This is a genomic window from Alkalimarinus coralli, assembly GCF_023650515.1.
Lineage (GTDB): Bacteria > Pseudomonadota > Gammaproteobacteria > Pseudomonadales > Oleiphilaceae > Alkalimarinus > Alkalimarinus coralli.
The window spans coordinates 891,849-913,730 of the sequence record NZ_CP096016.1 but is presented as its reverse complement, the minus strand read 5'-3'; the positions used below and the strand labels follow the sequence as shown (position 1 = coordinate 913,730).

18 protein-coding genes are annotated in these 21,882 nt (G+C 45.8%); 8 read left to right on the top strand and 10 right to left on the bottom strand.

Features of this window, described 5'->3' with window-relative positions; genetic code table 11:
• Positions 1 to 523: 523 nt before the first annotated feature.
• The 3 genes from MY523_RS04025 to MY523_RS04015 all read right to left on the bottom strand — a co-directional run bounded on the left by MY523_RS04025 (position 524) and on the right by MY523_RS04015 (position 2,227).
• Entirely contained in the window at positions 524 to 787 is a 264-nt protein-coding gene (locus MY523_RS04025) for a Txe/YoeB family addiction module toxin (protein WP_250657524.1), read from the bottom strand.
• A complete protein-coding gene (locus MY523_RS04020; RefSeq protein WP_250657523.1) occupies positions 780 to 1,034 on the bottom strand; it encodes a type II toxin-antitoxin system Phd/YefM family antitoxin in 255 nt (84 codons plus the stop codon). The genes MY523_RS04025 and MY523_RS04020 overlap by 8 nt, the downstream gene beginning before the upstream one ends.
• A 557-nt stretch (positions 1,035 to 1,591) precedes the next feature.
• The gene (locus MY523_RS04015) at positions 1,592 to 2,227 is read right to left on the bottom strand and encodes a glutathione S-transferase family protein (protein WP_250657522.1); all 636 of its coding nucleotides are present in this window, start codon (positions 2,225 to 2,227) and stop codon (positions 1,592 to 1,594) included.
• Positions 2,228 to 2,474: 247 nt separating this feature from the next.
• Between MY523_RS04015 and MY523_RS04010 the strand changes: the two genes are divergently transcribed.
• Positions 2,475 to 3,140 (top strand): Frag1/DRAM/Sfk1 family protein, encoded by a 666-nt coding sequence (locus tag MY523_RS04010; RefSeq protein ID WP_250657521.1) that lies wholly within the window; start codon positions 2,475 to 2,477, stop codon positions 3,138 to 3,140.
• A 48-nt stretch (positions 3,141 to 3,188) separates the two neighbouring features.
• On the opposite strand, the gene MY523_RS04005 is transcribed toward MY523_RS04010, so the two are convergent.
• The 3 genes from MY523_RS04005 to MY523_RS03995 form a co-directional block, all read right to left on the bottom strand.
• Positions 3,189 to 3,590: a DUF4345 family protein gene (locus tag MY523_RS04005; protein ID WP_250657520.1), complete on the bottom strand. Its 402-nt coding sequence runs from the start codon at positions 3,588 to 3,590 to the stop codon at positions 3,189 to 3,191.
• Positions 3,591 to 3,729: 139 nt separating this feature from the next.
• Positions 3,730 to 4,401: a hypothetical protein gene (locus tag MY523_RS04000; protein ID WP_250657519.1), complete on the bottom strand. Its 672-nt coding sequence runs from the start codon at positions 4,399 to 4,401 to the stop codon at positions 3,730 to 3,732.
• Between the two features lie 114 nt (positions 4,402 to 4,515).
• Positions 4,516 to 5,160 (bottom strand): DUF5610 domain-containing protein, encoded by a 645-nt coding sequence (locus MY523_RS03995; protein ID WP_250657518.1) that lies wholly within the window; start codon positions 5,158 to 5,160, stop codon positions 4,516 to 4,518.
• Between the two features lie 441 nt (positions 5,161 to 5,601).
• Here MY523_RS03995 and MY523_RS03990 point away from each other — a divergent pair, with 441 nt between their 5' ends.
• Entirely contained in the window at positions 5,602 to 7,701 is a 2,100-nt protein-coding gene (locus MY523_RS03990; protein ID WP_250657517.1) for a neutral/alkaline ceramidase, read from the top strand.
• 49 nt (positions 7,702 to 7,750) lie between these two features.
• Here the strand turns inward: MY523_RS03990 and MY523_RS03985 are convergent, their stop codons facing one another.
• The gene (locus tag MY523_RS03985) at positions 7,751 to 8,551 is read right to left on the bottom strand and encodes a hypothetical protein (protein WP_250657516.1); all 801 of its coding nucleotides are present in this window, start codon (positions 8,549 to 8,551) and stop codon (positions 7,751 to 7,753) included.
• Between the two features lie 185 nt (positions 8,552 to 8,736).
• On the opposite strand from MY523_RS03985, the gene MY523_RS03980 reads away from it, so the two are divergent.
• Positions 8,737 to 12,618 (top strand): EAL domain-containing protein, encoded by a 3,882-nt coding sequence (locus tag MY523_RS03980; protein WP_250657515.1) that lies wholly within the window; start codon positions 8,737 to 8,739, stop codon positions 12,616 to 12,618.
• An 82-nt stretch (positions 12,619 to 12,700) separates the two neighbouring features.
• Here MY523_RS03980 and MY523_RS03975 read toward each other — a convergent pair whose 3' ends face one another.
• Positions 12,701 to 12,982: a DUF6172 family protein gene (locus tag MY523_RS03975; protein ID WP_250657514.1), complete on the bottom strand. Its 282-nt coding sequence runs from the start codon at positions 12,980 to 12,982 to the stop codon at positions 12,701 to 12,703.
• A gap of 554 nt (positions 12,983 to 13,536) precedes the next feature.
• Here MY523_RS03975 and MY523_RS03970 point away from each other — a divergent pair.
• Entirely contained in the window at positions 13,537 to 14,232 is a 696-nt protein-coding gene (locus MY523_RS03970; RefSeq protein WP_250657513.1) for a zinc metallopeptidase, read from the top strand.
• Between the two features lie 277 nt (positions 14,233 to 14,509).
• On the opposite strand, the gene MY523_RS03965 is transcribed toward MY523_RS03970, so the two are convergent.
• The gene (locus tag MY523_RS03965; RefSeq protein ID WP_250657512.1) at positions 14,510 to 14,725 is read right to left on the bottom strand and encodes an addiction module protein; all 216 of its coding nucleotides are present in this window, start codon (positions 14,723 to 14,725) and stop codon (positions 14,510 to 14,512) included.
• A 660-nt stretch (positions 14,726 to 15,385) separates the two neighbouring features.
• Here MY523_RS03965 and MY523_RS03960 point away from each other — a divergent pair.
• From MY523_RS03960 to MY523_RS03950, 3 genes are all read left to right on the top strand, one after another.
• Positions 15,386 to 15,958: a TetR/AcrR family transcriptional regulator gene (locus tag MY523_RS03960; RefSeq protein WP_250657511.1), complete on the top strand. Its 573-nt coding sequence runs from the start codon at positions 15,386 to 15,388 to the stop codon at positions 15,956 to 15,958.
• A gap of 51 nt (positions 15,959 to 16,009) precedes the next feature.
• Complete coding sequence (locus tag MY523_RS03955; RefSeq protein WP_250657510.1) at positions 16,010 to 17,863, top strand: alpha/beta fold hydrolase; 1,854 nt, start codon at positions 16,010 to 16,012, stop codon at positions 17,861 to 17,863.
• 170 nt (positions 17,864 to 18,033) lie between these two features.
• A complete protein-coding gene (locus MY523_RS03950; RefSeq protein WP_250657509.1) occupies positions 18,034 to 19,047 on the top strand; it encodes a lipin/Ned1/Smp2 family protein in 1,014 nt (337 codons plus the stop codon).
• An 88-nt stretch (positions 19,048 to 19,135) separates the two neighbouring features.
• On the opposite strand, the gene MY523_RS03945 is transcribed toward MY523_RS03950, so the two are convergent.
• Positions 19,136 to 19,390: a ribosomal protein L7/L12 gene (locus MY523_RS03945; RefSeq protein ID WP_250657508.1), complete on the bottom strand. Its 255-nt coding sequence runs from the start codon at positions 19,388 to 19,390 to the stop codon at positions 19,136 to 19,138.
• A gap of 356 nt (positions 19,391 to 19,746) precedes the next feature.
• Here MY523_RS03945 and MY523_RS03940 point away from each other — a divergent pair, with 356 nt between their 5' ends.
• Entirely contained in the window at positions 19,747 to 21,780 is a 2,034-nt protein-coding gene (locus MY523_RS03940) for a TonB-dependent receptor plug domain-containing protein (RefSeq protein WP_250657507.1), read from the top strand.
• The last annotated feature ends 102 nt before the right edge of the window (positions 21,781 to 21,882 follow it).

Here is a 21,882-nt window from a genome sequence, read left to right as displayed (position 1 = left end):
GCCTGTGCGGCAGTGAACATAGTTTAGCGCGAAAGAAATAAGCTACAACAAAGGAGTAACCTATGTAGATTTCATCAAGATATCAACCGCTAATGCGGTGCGGTATGCCAAACGAACGATTCGCGTGAGCTTTACTCGGGATGAAGGTCACTATTTTTGTCTGTCTCAATTTGTCCATTAGTCTCTCTCCTTTGATGCGAAGCCGTCTTATTTTGTCCAAAAAAGCACCACATACATTCGCAGGCCTACCACGATAATAAACCATCACTAAACAACAGTGCTGCCATTACATTTACTCAACAAGGGGATTATCACAATGAACGTACAAGTCAGGGAAAGCGCTGCCTCATTTTTTAACCTACCCACATTCGGTTCAGCGCTATTTTAGTTTGTGGATACGCGTGAAAAAGGGCGGAGGAAAGCGATAACGATTGCCGTTGTCACCGCCCTGAATAACACCGACTAAAGACATAGAGCTATTTTGACTGAGTGATTCATATGGCCAGGTTGGATGTAATCTGTTCTAGTAGTGGTATCTGCAAGAAATAACTGTTAGTGATGTATTATCTACTGCATATACCAACCTATTTGTATCATCAATTCTGCGAGACCAAAAACCAGACAGGTACTCTTTTAACGGTTCTGGTTTACCTATCCCCTCGAACGGTGCTCTCTTGGAGTCACTGATAAGCTTGTTAATACGCTTTAGCGTCTTTTTATCCTGACCTTGCCAATACAAATAGTCACTCCACGCTTCATCAGTCCATACAAGTAACCGGCTACTCATCTATTAGATCTCTGGGAGTGGCAGACCCTTTTCTAAATTGATCAATAGACTTGGCTAAATGCTCAGCATTAGCCGGGGATCTTAATAAGTGAACAGTTTCCATTAAACTGTTGTAGTAATTTAATGACATTACAACAGCATCTTCAGAGTCACGGCGAGTAATAATCGCTGAATCTGCATCGTTTACAACGGAATCCAAAACAGCCTTTAAACCATTGCGAGCTTCAGTAAAAGATACAATTTTCATAAGCGCCTCGACATGTACATTGAATAGTACAAGTATATCTAACCACTACAACATGTACAATATACTGAACATATCAATATCACTACCGCTAATGGTAAAAAGTAGCCTTATATAAATATACCCTCAGTCTAGATATTGACATTCAAACCTTGTAATTAGAGTCGATGTCTCCCGCAGACTGTAGCCTTGTATGCAGTGAGGAACGAACGGAATCAAGGTTTTCTTCTCCGTACACGAAATATCACTAAGGATAATCAATGCTCTTTGAATTACCTTAATTCCAGTCGTACCTCCTTTCATGCAAGGCTACATATGGCGCACTTTAAATGCGTCATAAGAAATCAGGGATCGTTTTATTTAAAAAAACCTCTCACCAACACAAATAGGATTAACGATATGCCTCACCCACACAGCACCTATTGTTAAAATCACCAATAATTGCTCCATCACTACAGCAGCCCTGTTTACAATTATTATTCTCACTCACTCTTGGCCTCTCAAAACAACCAACACTCAGAGCAGATTAAGCGGTCACCGATTCAGTCAACCTCTATTACTTAACCATTATTACCCAGCGACTCGTCAATCTCTTTGGCTCTTATATAAGCGGGACGGGTAACCAGCTTTTCGGCGTAGGCTTCAAACTCGCTACGTTTTGGTAACGAACCAAACTGCATCCCCCATATCACATGAGCACCAACATATACGTCTGCCGCTGAAAACTTATCACCGGCAATATACTCCGACGTGCTAACAGCCGACGCTAAAACGTCTATTGTGCGCTCAAATGTGCCGTAACCAACCATGCGCTGCTGTTCTTGCTCAATAGTTACCTTAAGAGCACGATCAATCACAGCAGCTTCAAGCGGCCCGGCAGCAAAAAACAACCAACGGTAGTAGTCAGCCCGGTTTGCAAGCTCGGGCGCGAGGTTAGCATCGGGGAATGCGTCGGCCAGATAGCCGCAAATGGCTGCGCATTCGGTAATGACATCCCCTTTATGGGTTATTGCCGGCACTTTGCCCATGGGGTTGATTTTAAGATAGTCAGGCGACTTCATCGCTGGGCCGTACTCTATTAGCTCCTGACGATAGGGAGCCCCCACTTCTTCGAGCATCCAGCGGACGATTTGGCCACGAGACATCGGGTTGGTATAAAAAACAAGATCACAGTTTGCAGATTCAGTAATACTCATAGTCGCTCCTTTTTAGTATCTCAACCGTTGGCTCTCGCAGGTATTTGCCTGTTCTTACCATTGCAGGTTTTAACATAACACCGTTAGGTTAGCCCAATGTCTCTTTAAGTGCGCGGATTAAACAACTCGTTGCACCAAGAGAAACACCGGACAGCGGGATGGTCTAAGCTAAAGAGTAGGTTTGTGGGCTCTAAGTATAGCAACCTGGCCATCCCTATTTGGGACGGTTTAGTCATAGGAGGGTGCAATGAAACCATCGACGGTTGCCTTAAGCGCCGGGGTATTGCCAATTGTTTGTGTTCACCTGTGTTATATAGTGGCTGCCAGTTATGGTCATGTGCCATGGTGCATCCCCTATTGGGAAAGCTGTACGTCAATTAGTGCGACAGGACGACACCCACCGGAGTTTTTCATTTTTAAACTGCTGATGATACCGACCGCCCTATTGATGATGCACTATTGGGCGTTAACAAAACAATGGCTATTTGAGCTGAACAGTACGCAGGCATCGCACTTGACAGTCATTCATGTACTGGGCGTTCTCGCAGGGCTGGCATTAATTCTATACACCGCAGCGTTAGGCATCGTGGGAGATGCTTTTCAGACTGTACGTAGAATCGGCATTACCCTATTTTTCGGTTTCACCGCTTTTTCACACATTTTGGTGGTCAAGCAACTTTCAAGCTACTGCGCCCCCCACTCAGCGTCACCCATTAAGGCGGTTTATTACTGGCAACTTGGCCTGAGCACACTGCTTGTTTTGGGGGGCACTGCGAATGGCATTTTAAACTTGCTTTATGAACGCTTTAACGAAATCAATGACGCAATTGAGTGGAGCTTTGCAATAGTGATGATATTGCAGTTTATTGTGAGTTATTTTGCATGGAAACACACAGGCTTTCAGCATAAATAGGCACAAGCACTCAAAAGCAACAGTGCAGAGTCACACTGCCAACGCACCTTATACAGAGGTAACAGGTTGCGCCTGTTTATTTCGATGGCGGCTCAACAGTTTAACCATAAACAAGACGGTCAAAAACTCTATCAATAGAAATGAATTTTGTACCGGGGTTGATTCAACGTCTAAGAGATAGCCTATTACTCGCCCGACAAATAACGTGCCGACGATGCAAAGTATGGCTATTAGACCCAGTCGAACATTTTCCTTCGCGCAAACCATAAGAAACACCCCCAACCCTAGAATAAGGCCACCGTACGCTGCGACAAACTCCATCTTTGCAGCAGGCAAATCAATATTGTATTTCAGTATCTGTGCGAATAGCTCAGGCATTAAAAAGGCGGGCAGTGCAAACAGCACCGAGATAACAGCGTAGCATTTAACAACCAGTGTTTCAGTTTTCATAACAGTCTCCTTACATTGAAAAAACCTGTGTTTTGAGCAGGTAAAGAATAGCCTATTCAATGTGGAGAGCCATAACCATTACCTGACAGGTAATGGTTATGGCTGTTTATTTCTCAATAAGCCGTATAGTTGAGAAAGGCTACCCCTCCGTTTCACCTTGAAGAGTTTGATTAACGAGCCTCTGAAGTTGTTCTTTCGCTTCGACTCCCTGCTGGGTGCTCATATCGACATTTAAGTAATCTTCAATACGCCGCTTCAAAAACAGAAACAGCCCGTTTTCTCCCAGTGCCGCCAGTGACTCAACCTGCTGTTTGTTCTCAGCGTTTAATGCAGCTAACTCCAGTGAGTACATCATTAGCGCTTCGCCCTTTTGGCTGGCATCCAGCATTGCTTTTTGTCGCTCATCATCCTGAGCTTCAAAGTCGGCCAGTTCCTGCTTCATGGTTTGGAAAACTTCATGAACAGACCATAGATAAAGCCCGTCTTCGACTTTGTCTTCTTCCATAGATTTAAACAACGGCCAAAGGATTGAGATAGCAGGTGTAGGAGACTTGACGACAAGCCCACACTTATAGGCCGCATCTAAAAACAGTGAAGGGTCAGGCTCGTTAACCATTGCCTGCAATTCACTAAAGACAGTGTTGTACTTTGCTTCGCTGAACTGTGCCGGGTCAAAGTACTCTTTATAAGTGCACCCACAGATTAAAGATCGCAATACTTCAAACTCGACATCACTCAGTGGCGATAGCCGGTTTGCAACATATTTTTGAAAGCCAATATCATCGTCGGTGTTATTCGTTGTTGCGTTCATTCTTGAGTTTGCCTTTAGTATGGGTTAAATCTTGTGGGTCTTAACAAACGCACACCCTACTAAACCCGCTACTAAAGGTCTAGCGCTTCAAGCAGCCGTTACAACGGGAACCGCTTATTCGGCCAACTCATTACTCTGAGGTGACTCAAACCTGCTTCTAAATGCTGCTAATCCCTCTTGCACCAAGTCATAGGTTTTATCAACATTGTCGGCAATCTCGCCTTCTAATACACCTAAGCCGTCCAGAATTTCTCGTGCCTCGGCAAAGCCTTGATCAATGCCTCCGCCTATGACCTCAAGAAACCGATCGACCTGCTGGGACTCATTTAATTCGGGGTGCTGCTGTTGAAAGAGCGGAAAAAGACCGGTAGAAAAGCTAACGATTCGTTCAGCAGTGGCTTCGGATGAGACATCCAGCCCGCTCTCATACCCTTGCTGTATTGCATTTTCACCGAGTTCCCCTTCCAGTTCTTTGTTGATCGCCTCAAGCGCCGTTTTGTAGACGAGTGCTAACGGCTCATCTTTGACGCTAAGGCTGACTTCATGATGAGACTGTAGAATGGCGACATTTAGCTTTCGCTGGCTTACCTGTTGTATCGAGACATTATCAGCCTGTTGCCCCTCGGCCGCTTTACCTTTTTCAGCCTGACTATCAGCTGATGGCGCTGTTTGTCTGCCTTGAACGGATAGCTTCTGCGATTGTGAATCAATGGATTGAGTCGCCATGAGTGCCTCCAAGTAAACCTGTTCTCTACTCATAGTATCGCCCAATAACCCGCCATCAGCCAATAATCTCTCGTTAATAGGTCACCTTCTTGCCTACCGATTATCCAATCAGCCGACCCGCCATCTTTAGCTATTGAGAGATTATAATATGACGTATTCGTCACAATTTTATCACTGCCCGCTACCAGTAGCAGAAAATTAATAGATGACACATTGTCATGTTTTGAATTATGGACTATCTATATAGGTGACACATTGTCACGTTATATTTCATTTGAGATGAACTGACGGTCGATGCGTCTCTTAACCTAACCATTTCAGATAACAGAAGTACGCCCTCTGATTGCTGTATGGAGCCGTTGTTGTAGTACTGAGTGCGTTTATTGAGCCCGCTGAGTCTCTTTACGCAGTAGCAACAGCATAGAAAATGCTGGTGCAAAAGAGATTCCTTGTAGTCTATTCAAGGAATTTACTATGTTTTTTAGAATAAAAATAAGATTAAAAAAGACACTTAAACAAACCCTCTACCCGCTGTTGCCAAAGGCACTGCTGCTTCTGAGTATGTCCTCCCCAGCCCTTAACGCTTGGAGTGTTGAGAACAATTATCTGGTTGGTCGAGGCATACACGATATTACTGGCCCTGCTGCTGAAGTCGGCCTGATGGGTTACGCTAACCCTGATCAAAAAAGTGCCGGCATTCACTTTAGACACTGGTCTCGCGCCTATGTGATTGCTGACCCTAATACCGATAAGCGCGTGGTATTTGTCAGTGCTGATGCAGGTGCGCTGTTTCAGTCGGTGTTTCAAGGTGTCATTAACAAGCTCGGGGAAAAGTACGGTGACACCTATACAGAGAGAAATGTCATTTTAAGTGCGACTCATACCCACGCAGCGGCCGGTGGGCAATCCCACTATGCACTTTATGACATTACTATTCTGGGGTTTATACAGCAGGCCTATGACGCTCAAGTCAACGGCATCGTTGCCTCAATCGAAAAGGCTCATAACGACCTGAAACCAGGGCGAATTCTGGTTAACCGAGGAGACCTGGACAATGCCAGCTACAATCGCTCGATTGAGGCTTACAATAACAACCCCAGCGCAGAGAAAAACCAATATAACTCTGCTATTGAAAAACCAATGACCGTATTAAAACTACTTCAAGGCAACAACAATGAAGTTGGTATGATCAGCTGGTTTGCAACTCACCCCAATGCCATGGGTAAAGACATTAAGCTATTAAGTGGAGATAACAAAGGCCATGCTTCATACCTGTTTGAGAAAGAGCTAAAGAACTCTACCTATCAGGGGAATAACAATTTCGTTGCCGCATTCGCAATCAGTAATGCAGGCGATATGTCCCCCAATGTTAACCCCGACTCAGAGGGGCGTGGCCCCACCTCCAACCGTTTCGAGAATGTCAGAATTATTGGCGAAAGGCAGTACGAAAAAGCCGTTGAGCTTTACAATACAGCGAGCGAACAGCTAACCGGTAGCATCGAGTTTTCCCACCGCTATGTTGATATGTCTTCCACTGTGGTATCCGGTGACTTTACTGACGGTAGCCAAAAGACGACCTGTGTTGCAGCATTGGGCGAGTCATTTGCAGCAGGCACTGAAGACGGACGAGGCCCGGATCTGTTCAGTGAAGGCACAACGCAGGCAAACCCGTTCTTCCAGTTTATTGGAAGTATGATTGTTGCCCCGAGTCAGGCTGATTTGGCATGCCATGCCCCCAAAGCGGTATTGCTAGCCCAGGGAAAAACATCCCCTTATCCTTGGTCGCCAGAGGTACTGCCTCTTTCCCTGCATAAAATTGGTCAATTAGGCATACTGGCGGTGCCCGCCGAGTTCACCATTATGTCAGGCAGACGACTCATGGGTACCGTAGAGAGTGTACTAGGGCAGCAACTGGATTACACCGTGGTTGCAGGGCTTTCAAATGCATATAGCGGTTATGTCACCACCAAAGAAGAGTATGACATGCAGCACTATGAAGGGGGCTCAACCCATTTTGGCCCTTGGACCCTGGCAGCCTACCAGCAGTCATTTTACCAGCTCGCCGCTGCAATGTTGCCCGCAGGTCAAACGCCTGCGCCAGGCTTAAACCCGGTGCCTTTTCCCGCTGTTGAGCCCATTCCCAGAGATTTAACAGGCGAAACCATTAATTTCCAAACCGGCGTTGTACATGATCAGGCCCCTATCTTTAAACAAATTGGTGATGTTGTGCAGAATGCAAACGCCAGTTATCAAAAGGGTCAGTCTGTAGTGGTTAAGTTCTGGTCAGGCCATCCCAAGAACAACTTGCGCACGCAGGGTACGTTTATGGAAGTACAACGTTGGAATGGTGCTAGCTGGGAGGTTGTAGCCACCGATAACGACTGGCAAACGATATACCAGTGGAAGCGTATTGACGGCTTCTGGGGAACCTCTCACGCTATATTAACCTGGAATATTCCCGCCAATGCGGCCGTTGGAACTTACCGTATCAGACACTACGGCGACAGAAAGAAACCGTGGTCAGGCAACATTGTGGGTTATACAGGCACCAGCCGAAACTTTACGGTGTATTAAAAAGGTATTAAGCATGTATTAACCATTTATAATCAACCGATTGGCTGCTTTACCGCCAATTTAACCAATGCTGATAAGACACTTGATTATCGTTATCAAGTGTCTCTTCCAATGTTTGCGGCGCGGTTAGCTGACATTGCATCGGCAGCAGGTCGGGTTCTGCCCAGCCCGTCATCCCTCCCATGTATTCGCGGCGGTAACCCCAATCAACACATGACAGTACATTATCGAAACCGACCTCTCGCTCACATACCACACAAGTGTGAAATTTCACCGCAATATCTTCCCCTTCAACACCAAAACCATCAGATACATAAGGCGTGTCATAGAGAGCCACGGTAGAAGAGCGGCTTACACGCCCCTGCCAGGGTTTGTCTCTATCATCATGAGGGGTTAAGTGGGTTCCTCGCCCGTGTTCCAGGGGGCTATTATCGCTAAACGGTTCATCAAATACCGAAGGAATATCGAGCTGCGATGTTTTTTCTCCTGGCACCAGCCGCGCCGTGGAATCTCGGGTTTGCAGCAAACGAAACCGGTCACACTCAGCTATATTTTGATGACGGGTATCACCCGCAACATTCGAGAAAAAGTGAATTTCAACGCCAATACCCGTCGCGTTATCCATGGCAGTATAGGCCGCATCCAGTCGGCTACTATGATACCAGGGCCTGGATACCACCAAGTTGCCTACCTCATGGCCTTGGTATGCGACCGGGCACACCTTACCAACCTCTAGCTCGCTGGCCAGAGCCCTGCCCGTTAATGCATGCATTGTAATGATGCCGAACAGAGCAAAGTAAATCAGACGTGCCAACGATCTTGAGTTGAAGCCACAAGCAGAGTTCGCCATAACCACACCTCCCTCCCTCTATTATAGACAAGGGAACTCAACCAATTGGCCAGCGACGATATTTTCTTAGCTTATTTAGCTATCCTCTCCCCTTCCCCGAATAAAGCTGTCTATACTGAAATTGACGACTAACCCTGTGGTTGCCTCTAAAAGTAAACCCGTCAGTAACGGTAATGAATAACTCCATGCTTCAAGAATCAAAACCACTTCGCCTGATTCAGTATTTCTTAATCTACTTCTTACTGTTTTCGGGCGTGACAGCATATGTCATGTGGAACTCAAACAAAGTTCGTTTTCATCACGAACTCGAATTGATTAAAACGGCTGAGCAGGTTCAGGCAAAGAGTTCAATTGAGTCAATTAAAAATGCACTAAGTCCGGTACTGCCAGATATCGACGCGGTATTAAGCAAGCCTGTAGTAAATCGCTATATAGAGACCCATAGTGAGTCAGACAGAGCGTTATTTGAAGAGCGGTTAATCGATTTTATTCAGGACACACGACGCTACGACCAAATCCGCTTTTTAGACCCGCATGGCATGGAGAAAATCCGCATTGAATATCGGCAAGGTCGGGGCGTCGTAATCGCCAACAATAATCTGCAAAACAAGTCTGAACGCTATTATTTTAAAGAGGCCTTAGCGATAGAGCCCGACGCTGTCTACGTCTCGCCGCTGGATCTGAACGTGGAGCTTGGAAAGCTGGAAACGCCCCATAAACCGATCATTCGGTTTGTAAAACCCGTTTTCTCAGAGGGCCAATTTATCGGTGCGCTTGCCTTCAATTATCTGGCTGCTGACATGATAGAGCGCCTCCGAGAGAACAAAGCGCATACATTAGGGAATATCAGCATGGTCAATCAGCAGGGCTTTTACCTGCTGTCAGATAAGCGAGAATCTGAATGGGGCTTTATGCTTGGGCACCAAACGGTTTATGCAGACCATCATGCAGGCGAGTGGCAGGCGATATCGAGCAAGGATAGCGGACAAATACTAACAGAAAGCGGCCTGTATACCTTTGCCACATTCTGTATCAACGAGCTGTTTAACCCGGCACTGGCAGCTGATGAGCCAGCCCCCTGCGAGCAAAGCTGGAAGGTCATTACTGAACTCAGCACTCCGCAACTGAGTGCCATCAAGCGTAGTCTCAACCAAGGCTATGCCCAGGATTTTATCTATCTCATTATTCTGTTCGCAATAGTCTCTGCATACCTTGCCAAGCTGACAGCCGATCGTTTTTCCCTTTTCAGCCGCTTTAGAATGCACTCGTCAGCACTCAAAAACTCTCAGGATGGAGTCATCATTACCGACCCGAAGCTCAGAGTGGTGTATGCCAATCCGGCATTCGAGAGAATATCAGGTTATAGCCTTGCTGAATTGCTCGGAAAAACACCCTCCACCTGGGCATCAGGCCAGCACGGAGAAGGGTTTTATCAAGCAATATGGGAGAGCATCCGCAAAGAAGGGTTCTGGAGAGGAGAAGCCGTCAATAAAACCAAAAACGGAGCGCTTTACAATGCATACTTTTCAATTAGTGCAGTAAAGAACAGCACAAATGAGTTAGCCGGGTATGTCTCGTTACAAACCGATATCACCCAACAGAAATTGATGGAAAAAGCCCTCAATAGAGAACGCAGCTATATGAAAGCGATTCTCGACAGCTCCAGTGAAGGCATCGTTACACTAAACAGCGCGGGTGAAATAGAATCAGCCAATGTTGGCTTGACGGACATACTCTCGTGTACACAGTCTGAGCTGATGGGCCACTCAATCAATGACTACCTGTCTATGCAAGGCAACCATTTTGGTGTGGTGCGCCCGGTCAGCGAGTTGCTGGATGAAGATTTTCTGCAAGAAGAAAACTGCCTGCTGAATGCGCATCGTTCAGATGGCCAGCAAATCCCCGTCGAAACCAGTGCCAGCCGCTTTACCATTGACGGCGAACAACACACAACGCTGATGATGAGGGATGTCAGCGAGCGACTGCGTGTTCAAAAAGCATTAGAGAACAAAGAGTTAATGCTGGGCAACGTACTCGACAATGCAACAGATGCCATTATCACTTGCGATAGTGCAGGCTTTATTGAACTCTTTAGCCGCAGTGCAGAAAAGATGTTTGGTTATAGCTCTGCTGAAATGCTGATCGAAAATATCAACATCCTGTTTTCGAGTGAAGAAAAAGCGCATTTTAACGCGCTGTTTATTGATGCGAAGCAACAGGCCACACCTCAGCCTTTAACAAAAGAAATGACTGTCATAAAGCAGGATGGCCGTAAGCTGCCCGTTTTGCTGACCGTCATGCCAGCAGGTTTAGCCGGGCGAGAGCTATACATCGTTAACATTAGAGATATCTCCCAGGTGAAATCCCTCCTAAGCTCTGCTCACGATGCGTTTTTAAGACTCGACTCGAATGGAGCGGTGATTGAGTGGAATACCGCGGCAGAGCATCTTTTTGGCTGGTCACGGGCAGAGATTCTCAACCAGTTCTTTGCGCCATTAGGCATTCTGGAGCATTATCAGGAGACATGGAGAACCGCCGTTAAACAATTGACTAACACAGGCACAACTAAAGGTTTTAGTGATGTTCGCGAATGGGTAATGCGAAAACATAACGGAGACGAGTTCCCGGTTAACATTACTGTCTGGGCCGAACCCTGCAACGAGGGTTTCCACTTTAATGCATTTATTCAGGATATCACCGAGAAAAAACTCGCGGAAGAGAAGCTCAGGCAAACAGCGTACTTTGACAGCTTAACCAAGCTGGCAAACAGAGCCATGTTTCAGAAGAGCCTGAAAAAGACCCTGGCACGTTGCCAACGGCAGAACAAAAAGTTGGGTCTGCTATTTCTCGACCTCGATAAGTTTAAACAGATTAACGATACCCTGGGACACGACGCGGGAGACCTGTTACTGCAAACCGTTGCGGAACGAATAACCAACTGCACCCGGCAGGAAGACTTAGTTGCACGACTGGGCGGAGACGAGTTTACAGTATTGATAGAAGGGGTTAATAAACCAAGCGACGCCGCGACCGTAGCAAAGAAAATTATCGACTCGATGCAGGCTGCAATTGATCTCAATGGCAATAAGGTAATTGTGACCACCAGTGTCGGTATCGCCACCTACCCCGAGTGCGGTGAGGACTGCGAAGCACTGATGAAATCAGCAGATATCGCCATGTATCGGGCAAAAGAGGATGGACGAAATAAATATCACTTTTATTCAGAAGCCCTTCACTCAGAGGTCACTCGTCGTGTCAGTATTGAAAATGCGCTACGTTATGCCGTTGATAACAATGAACTGGAAATATTCTTCCAGCCTCAGGTCGATATTGCATCCAGCGGCGTGATTGGGTTTGAGGCTTTGTTGCGCTGGCACAACCCGGAATTAGGCCATGTTAGCCCAGCTGAGTTTATTCCCATTGCAGAAGAAGTTGGGCTTATCGTCCCCATTGGAGAGTGGGTTCTCAATACTGCCTGCCGACAGCTGTCTGAGTGGAATAAGCTGCCGGTTTTTTCTGACGTAAGAATAGAAGTAGCGGTCAACTTGTCGGCGTACCAGTTCAAACACGATCTGGTTGGCGTCATTGAGCGAGCAATTAAACAGTCAAATCTCGACCCGAGCTACCTTGAGCTGGAAATTACAGAAAGTGCATTGATGGAGAACGTACAGGAGTGCACCTCAATTCTTGAGAAGATCAACGCGATGGGTATTCAAATCAGTATTGATGATTTCGGTACAGGATATTCATCCTTACAATATTTAAAGGCGCTGCCGATACAGACGCTAAAAATTGATCGGGGTTTTATTCAGGATATTTGCGAAGAAAAAGACAGTATGACAATCGTCAAGGCGATTATTGCCCTCGCAAAAAGCATGGGGTTACAAGTGATTGCCGAGGGGGTCGAAACGCAAGAACAGCTCACACTACTGAGCGAACTGAACTGCGACATGATTCAGGGGTATTATTTCTCGAAACCCCTCCCGATTGACCACGTCATTCCCTATCTCGAAGGCCAGCAGAAAGAGAGCCCCAAATTGGAAAAACAACAACAGAAAGAACGTTAAGCAGATGAGCTATATAGGACAAGGCCGTAATCCACCTTAAAAGCACCTGCTTGCTTTCAGACCGCGACAGGTCACTCAGTGACTAAGCGCCTCGAACAGCGGCTCTTGCCATTATTTCCAAATAAAATGACTCCAGATTTAACTTTTCAGCTTCATCAATACATTTACCGATATCAGCCATGTGAATCACTTTGGCTTCTGCCTCTGTGTGGCCAAATTTACAGTCGAAATCCCAAAAGTCGGCCCCTTGAGGCAGCTTTTTGTTCCGCTCCCGTTTAATGTATTTCTTAGCATCATGTTTTGCCGCTTCAAATAACCGGGCAGTCTTGATTTTGGGGTGACTCATTGAGAATGTTTTTTTCATATTGTTCCTGAAAACTGGAATTTCAAATAGCGCGTCGGTGACCGCGCCTTCTGCTGGTAAAAATGACTTACCTAAAGGGAGGCGAACTATAAAGAGTTGAAAACACAAAGTCGAGCAAAGTGGATAAAATAGACAACCTGTTGACGCAGCCACCAGTAAACTGAAACACTCAGCTAGTCCAGATAGCCATCATAGATTTTTTGAATTGTTCCTTCCCTCTTCATTCGGGCAAGAACTTCATCGTAATGTTGCATAATAAATTCCTTTTTGGGGTGCGTTGATGATTTGGAAAACACATTGAAGTAAGGCGTGCTTTTCAGTGGCTTTGGGAGGTAAGCAATCGTTAAGCCTTAATGAATAAAAGGGCTTGCTACTGAACATATGAGTGGCACACAATATAGTCTGTGGCGTTCGATACAGCAGATAGCTATGCCACCAAAGGGAAAACAAGCTCATATAACATTGCATTGTTCCCCCATAAACGTTTCATAGAGACCTTTTCACCACGCTTCGAACATAGCAGCACAAAGGCCTCTCATTAAAAGAGTCTGCCTGTGATTATTATCTTTGCTTTAATTCTGCTCTGCACATTAATTTACGGCCCCCAGATATGGGTTCGTTATGTGATGAAAAAACACTCTGCTGAACTTAGCAATATACCTGGCACCGGTGGGGAGTTAGCACAACATCTGATCAAACAGTTTCAGCTAAAAGGAGTAGACGCTGAGCAAACTGCGCCGAACAGCGATCATTATGATGATAATGACAAAAAAGTACGGCTATCACCCTCGATATATAACGGCAAGTCGCTCACTGCGATTGCAGTTGCAGCCCATGAGGTAGGCCATGCCATTCAGTTTTATCGACAAGAGCAGATCACCCATTTAAGAAAAAAATTTACGCCCTTAGCCAAGACTATCGAAAAAATATCCATTGGCATTCTGTTTTCCATTCCGCTGGTAACAGTCATATTTAAAGTACCCCACGTAGCACTGCTAACCGCCCTCGTCGGCGCATCGGGAATGTTAGCTGCGGTACTCGTTCAATTAATTGTTTTGCCACTGGAGTGGGACGCCAGCTTCAACAAAGCGCTCCCCATTCTGGTTGAAGGCAACTACATTCACCGAGAACAAGAAACCGCTGTAAAAAGTGTACTGCGTGCAGCCGCGCTGACTTACGTAGCTGCCGCGCTGGCGGATATGCTGAGGCTATGGAGATGGCTGGCTATTTTGCGCGGGGCTATTCGCTAGAGACTCGGCAAGGAAACCGCACTAGCTCTAGATCCATTTTTTAGGAAGCTATTACTATAGAATCGGGCGCGGGGCACCCTCATACAAAGAGCTTGGCAAAATGTGTGGCTACAAAGAAGTTGGAGGGTGCCCCGCGCCCGATAAAATGAGCTTTCAGCAGCAGGTGGGTAATATGAGGCTCGCAGTGAAATAGTGCTTACTTAAGAGGCAATTTATAGAGTTAAATAAGGTGCTATACAATGAGTGTCTTGTTAATTCTCTAAAAACTCAACATTCATCATTTATATTTTGATAATACGCGTTCCAAAGATACAGTTTTAATTTTACCCTCCTCGTATCCATCAATTCTACTTTCAGCTTCCGCAGCCCATAATTTATCAATTTTCTTGTCTGGGTTATCCAAGCTAGACAGGAGCAACTCAACCAGTTCGACTCTTTGGGTTACTGGCAATGAAAGAGCATCTCCAACAATAGTTTTATCGATATGAGTCATGACAGATATACCTCGCTGTAATATAAAAAACAGGATACCATTTTGATCTATAGAGGTGAATTATGAGTATGGCATCTGCGAAGATAGCAAGCGCTGGATATAAACTCCTCCCAAAAATACAGTTCTCACCTACGTGGCTACCTCACAGTAAGGTATGCAAAGGCTAATTTATGGAGATGGTTGGCTATTTTGCGCGGGGCTATTCGCTAAAGACTCGGCAAGGAAGCCATACTAGCTCTAGATCCATTTTCTCGAAAATAATCACTATAGAATCGAGCATGGGGTGCCCTCTTACAAAGACCTCGGCAAAATGTGTGGCTACAAAGAAGTTGGAGGGTGCCCCGCGCCCGATAAAATGAGCTTTCATCAGCAGATGGGTAATATGAGGTTCGCAGTGAAATAGCGCTTACTTAAGAGGCAATTTATAGAGTTAAATAAGGTGCTATACAATGAGTGTCTTGTTAATTCAACGTCTTGTTAATTCAACGTTGAATAACATAACAGGGCACACCCGCCATATACATTCTTGGCTTTCTGGCATTGTTCTTTCCTTGCATCATCCTTGATTACAATTCTGAAGCATCAAACTGAGCAATTGACAGAATAGACCGGTCTGTATATTATCCGAATTAGCAACGACAATCAGCAGGAAAGCAAGGCGTGACTCGGAATACAAATGCAAAAGGCGAAGCAACAAAGCAACGCATAGTGGCGGCAGCAGCAGACTTGATACATCGTCATGGCTTCAATGCCACTGGAATGAATCAAATCATTAAAAACTCTGGCGCACCTAAAGGGTCACTTTATTTCCACTTTCCTGAAGGAAAAGAACAGATCATCGAAGCCGCCTTACGTGCTTCTGGTGAGCAGGTATCTTTGTTATTACAACAGGCTTTCGGTCAAGGTGAGGATCTACAACAAGCATTAGACCAGTGCATTTCATATTTTAAGAGTGAACTCATAGCGACCGGGTTCAGTAAAGGGTGCCCTGTCGCAACGGTTGCACTGGAAACGGCCGGCGATATTGACCGGATGCAGGCTGTATGTGAAGAAATCTATGGCAGTTGGTTGTCGATCCTCAAACAAGGCTTGGGGGACGCTAAAGCTGAGCAGGCTGAAATCATATTAATGTTGATAGAAGGAGCTCTGGTTTTATCGAAAGCGAACAAATCGGTAGAACCTTTGGAAAAGTGCAGTGCTCATTTGGCTGCTATTTTGGTAGAGAATGGATAAAATTTAAACCTTTAATATATAGACTGGTCTAGTTATTTAACGGAGATAAATATGCACGAAGCAACGACTCTAGTGACGGGCGCAACAGGTTTTATCGGGAAGTGGCTGGTATTGGATTTAATTTCACAAGGCCATACCATCACCGCGCTAATGAGAAACCCGGATACGCAACTTCCAAGGCTTAAAGAATGGATCAGTCAACGTGGTGGTGATGATCAAAAGCTAACAGCCATTCAGGGTGACTTATCACAGGAAAACCTGGGCCTTAGTGCAAACGACTTCCGCAAACTCACTCACCTTGAGTACATCTTTCATCTTGGTGCTGTAATGAAGTGGAATTTGCCAATCGCCGAAGCACGAGAAGTTAACGTTCGTCCTGTGACGTTATTGACTAAGCTCGCAGAACGCTCACCCAACTTCAAGCGGTTCGTTCAAATGACGGGGTTCATGATAGAGAACGAAAAGCGCAAAACCGAATTAGGTTTATCGCAGGCAGAATCAGTCTCAGATAAGCACTGGCTGTCTCTTTACAAACGTTTAGGGAGCTATGAAGCGTCAAAATATGAATCCCATTTCAAACTGGTTTCCTTACTAAAACAGAAATCCATTCCCTATACGGTTATCAACCCGGGCGCAGTAATCGGTCACAGCGCTACAGGGGAGATCACACAGTATGACAGCATAGTAGCCATGATACATGAATTATACAAAGGCACCCTACCCGCCATACCTGGAACTCCCAAAGACTGGCTACCGGTAATACCAGTGGACTTTGTTGCAAGATTTACCGCCAGAGTCATTAACGCACCGCAAAGCGAAAACCAGCACTACACCTTAATAGACGACAGAACGCCAGATTTGGCAACTATGCTGGGATTTCTATCTCATTCGTTTTTCATCCCTGTCGTTAAAAGGCGAGTCCCCATATTGCTCTTAAAAACAATCGCAAAACTCGGCCTTGAAAGCGTATTGCCCCTTCCGAGCGAGCCGCTGAGTTTCATCTCATCAGACCGTTACAACATTGACAATACAAAATCGATGGCCTCTCAACTGGGGCTGGATCTCCCCCCTTTTGAGGAGTATTTCCAGAACTTCGCTGATTACCTGTTGATGACACGGTTTCTACAAAGTGATGCAACGCCTGCTGCACGGCTTTTACACACTGGTACTGGAAAGGTGTACGTTGTGGGCAACGTAGAAGACCCCCAATATGTTCTGTTACACGGCCTGCCATTAAACAGTGACTCCTGGAAAGCGATCGAGAATCACTATCCAGATAAGACATTACGCATTGATCTGCCGGGACTGGGGCGATCTACCTACAATCAGGCAGATTTTGTTAGTTGGCTTGCAGACCTTATTTCAACCATGAAGGCGCCCCCCATACTGATGGGGCACTCACTTGGCACCGGGCTCGCTGTTGAATTGGCCCATCGTTTTCCTGAAAAAATAGCTGGCTTAGTATTGATATCACCATACTTCCTGGGGAAGAAGCCTGCCAAATGGATGACGAATCAAGTCGCCTTTAGAACGATAACTAAGGTTATTCCGAAATTAAGATTACGTAAGTTTATAGACGGTATTGGACCCGGCGTTAAAAACGCGAAAGCACAATTATTATTGGATACTGATTCCAGGTATTTTCTGCCAGCCATTGCTTACTGGCTCAATAATGCCTGGAAGAATGCGTTTCTGTTAAGATCATGTTATAGCGAGACAAATGTTCCTTCATTACTGATAGCAGGCGAGCATGACCAACCCGTATTTTCTGAGGATTATCCCGTCATTGTGATAAAGGGAGCAGGCCATAATCCTCAACTTACTCATCCGAGAAAGGTTGTCCATGAGCTAGAAAACCATGAGATGACCCATTGTAAGAGATGTATGGACTCCTCCTCCCCGTAAAGGGGCATTTACAGTTAACATCGATTCCCAAGCATCAATGTGAAGGAGTTAACAAAAGAAAATAACACCATAGTCTCATAATTGTTTTTTACTATAATACGCGAGATATTGTCACTTTAGTGCAATAACTCAATAATAAAATAAATCACTCAATAGCTTGGAAAATAAAAATGAAAAAAAGGCATCACTCAAATCTTCTTCGATCTCTGGGCCTGGCTTCAGCCATGGCAGCATTAAGCTGGTTACCCGCTACGGCAACTGCCGCAGACAATATCTGCACAGACTACGACGCCGTTAACTACGCACCAGCGTTGGACTACCCTTCTCGCACAGGGTTTCGGTTGTTTTGGAACAAGTGGTTGGCGAAAGATACGCCATACCACATGGGCCACGACCAAATAGTGCAAGAAGGCCAAGGCACAACGGTTGTTGGCAAATTTGACTACGGCGCGGTGTTTCATAAAGACCTTGAGTTCGAATACGTAAACGCCTACTTATACGGCACAGGCATGAATGACTGGCAGAGCCTGGGTCGCTATAAGACTAACAGCGATGGCAAGATATACGTTTCTGTGCCACCTCTTTCTGAGGGTCAATATCAGGTTAAAATGGTTGTTCGCGGCGACCGTTCAGAAACAACGGCTTATGTGACCTCTATAAAACAAGGTGCTAAGGCGGTTTTATTTGATATTGACGAAACACTGACGGCATCTGACCTTGAGCAAATCCTCGATTACACCGGTATTGAAGCAGCAGATGCCCGCGGCGGAGCAGGAGAGCTAGTGCGTCACTACGTCGAGCGAGGCTACCACCCCATCTTCGTAACTGGCCGTTCATACTGGTATGCCAAAGGCTCCAGAAACTGGTTGGCCAATTACTTAAACGTACCTGACTTTACGTTAAGAACAACCATGAGTAATGAAACCGGCTTGTTCAATGTCGCAGAGTACAAAGCCAATGCACTCAACGAATTTCAAGCCCAAGGCATCGAAATATTGCGCGCATATGGTAACGCCACAACCGATATTGAAGCCTATGAAGCGGCGGGTATTCCAAAAGCGGAAACTTATATTATCGGTAAAAATGCGGGTGCAAATGGCACTCAAGCTGTTGCCAATGGCAGCTACTGGGAGCACCTGAACGAGGTTGCATACCCCAATACCCCACACAGCGGATGTTTATAAAATAGCAGCAAAAAAGGAGCTCCAGCAGGAGTTCCTTTTTTGCCTGTGTCCTATTTAATAATTTGCGCCCTACTTAAAAAGCCGTGCCCTACTTAAAGAAAAAGTGATAGATCAAATAAGCCGCCACAGCTAAGAAAACCACCATAACAACGCCATTATTGGAACTAACCTTCTGAACCGACACATTATCCAGGTTATGCGCTATTGCATATGCTTCTACCTGCTCTTTCGCTTCTTTAAGGCCAATTCCTCTGGCTTCTCGTAACGCCTTTATCGCCTCTATTTTTTTACCACGACTTAAAGCCGCTATGACCTCGGGCTCTAATTCACTATTTGTGTTCATCTATAGTCCTTGTATGTGTCCTATCTTTAAGTAAAGAATAGACACAGTAGAGCCACTTTCCAGTTATAAATAGCATAACGGTTCCTCTACACCGCATTCATATTCAAAAATTGATAGCACAGTGAATAACTCAACGTTTGTTAGCGCCAGACTATCGCTCGGCCAGCAAAGCTTAGCTGAGCTAAGTCAGCCAAACGCTTGGATGATAGGCTAAACTCTCCAAACACCCCATCTAGCCCTTGAATTCCGGCCATCTTGATGACTTGTGAATTGCCAAAAGGCGACTAAGCTTATTTCACATTAGGATATTGATTAATGGTACGCATTTACCGGAGATTCTTAGTGATGTTTTCGTTATGATCAACAGAAATATTACTACCTTAACCTGTCTAATCGGCTTGTCCGTCGCACTTGCACACGCAGATGAGATGGATACAGAAGACCTTTGGTCAATGGATATCGAAGAGCTTCTCAAGGTTCAGATCACATCGGCGTCGCGATTCTCGGAGTCTACTCTGACAACCCCCAGCAGCGTGAGTGTTATTAAACGCGATGACTGGGAAAAACGCGGAGCACGCCGCACATCCGATGCCTTCCAGCACCTTCCCGGAGTAATGGTGTTGCCCGTTCCCACTGGCGGTGACTCTATCCAGGTTCGCGGCTATGGCACAGGGTCGGTAAAAGGTAAGGCGACACTGTTGGACGACGTACCCATTAATAGCTTTATCTTTGGCACCGATGTGTTTTCGGTGGACAATATTGAGCTATCAACACTGGAACGTATTGAGCTGGTAAGAGGCCCAAGCTCTACTCTTTATGGCAGTGACGCATTCCACTCGGCAGTGTCCTATAAAACCTGGAAACCGAACAGCGAAACGAAGCAGTCACAGTTATCAGCCGGGCAAAACGACTACTACCACGGGAGCCTGCAATCCAGCCACCTTCTTGGCAATGACTGGCTGTTTGGCCTGTCACTTTCGGCTTCTCAGGAAGGTGATCAAGACAGCGCTTTTGACTACGTATCGCCGCTTGATAACCAAACACACTCAGCAGAGCGGGAGTTAAATTGGGATTCTCAAACGGCAGTCATGCACCTGATGCAAAATTCAGAAGACAATAAAGGGTTTAGCGCCAGCCTATACTATTCAGGTAACGACTTCGATGACTTTCAGGGCGGTGGCAACGCTTCTTTTCCTTCCTTTGATCGTGACCGGGGAGGTCATGACGGGCGTCTGAGCATGGCCCGCATCGGCTATAAACAGCCGTTGGCATACGATATCGGTTTTGAAGCCAAGCTCTATTACTGGCAAATGGAGCACAGTCAGGAGGTACTAATCCCGTTCTTCACCGATACCCTGCTAGAAGCAACAGAGTATGATGAAACCCGAGGCGGCGTATCTGCAATACTGCGCCAGGAAGTTGAAGCAATCAAAACACGCTGGTCGCTAGAAACTAGCTACGAAGAAGCCGGGATAGACAGCAATAGGCAAAAACGAACCAGCCTCAACACGGGAGCAGTTGTACCCTCAAATTCGGTTGACTACAGTGGCACCGACCAGTCAATTATTGGGCTTTCGGTAGATGCAAATACACAAGTAGCAACACAATGGAGCGCAATTTGGGGTGGTAGGTATGACCACTACGATACCTTTGGCAACGAGTTCAGCCCCCGCGTTGGTGTGATCTACCAACCTGACGATGAGATTGCACTTAAACTGGTCTATAGCGAGGCATTTAGAGCGCCCTCAGCAGTTGAACTTAAAGGCTCGTCTTTTGCGCAAGGCTCCACAAGCCTTCAACCCGAAGTAATGCAAAACATCGAGCTTGGGTTAGTAAAAACAGCAGAGCTATGGGAATTGGAGTGGACACTATTTCAGAACCAGTGGGATGACCGAATTGTTCTGGTTCCATTTAATCAGGGTGGATTCACATCACGCTATGTTAATTCGGGCGAGAGTGAGTCAAGCGGTACCGAAGTCAGCCTAAAGGGGCAACTAGACCGTTGGCTGCTTGAAACCAGCGCCTCCTATATTTTTAGTGAAAACACTGAAACAAATCAATGGAACAGCGTGTTTCCTAAACTCATTTTCAATATAGGCGTCGGATATAGCTGGCCTGCACAACAGATAGAGTTGTTTGTCACAAATCGCTTTCACAATATGGCATATACCGGTGATCAGGCCCTTCCCCCTTTCGCGCAAGATGAAGCTCCAGCCTACTTTCGAACAGACCTCACTATTAACAAATCGTTTAAGGAGCGCTGGGAAGTCGGGCTAGCCATTAGGAACATATTCGATAGAGATAACGTACTTCCATCCCTTGCAAACAGTTATAACGGGGTTCCAGACATTGAATTTGATGCTGCGATGACCCTGCGATATAAACACTGAAGACAAGAGGAAAAGCAGACTCAAAAACAGTCTAAGGTAACAATCTAAAATAGCTAAGATAACAATCTAAAATAACGATGCAAGCGTAGACCCGAACGAGCA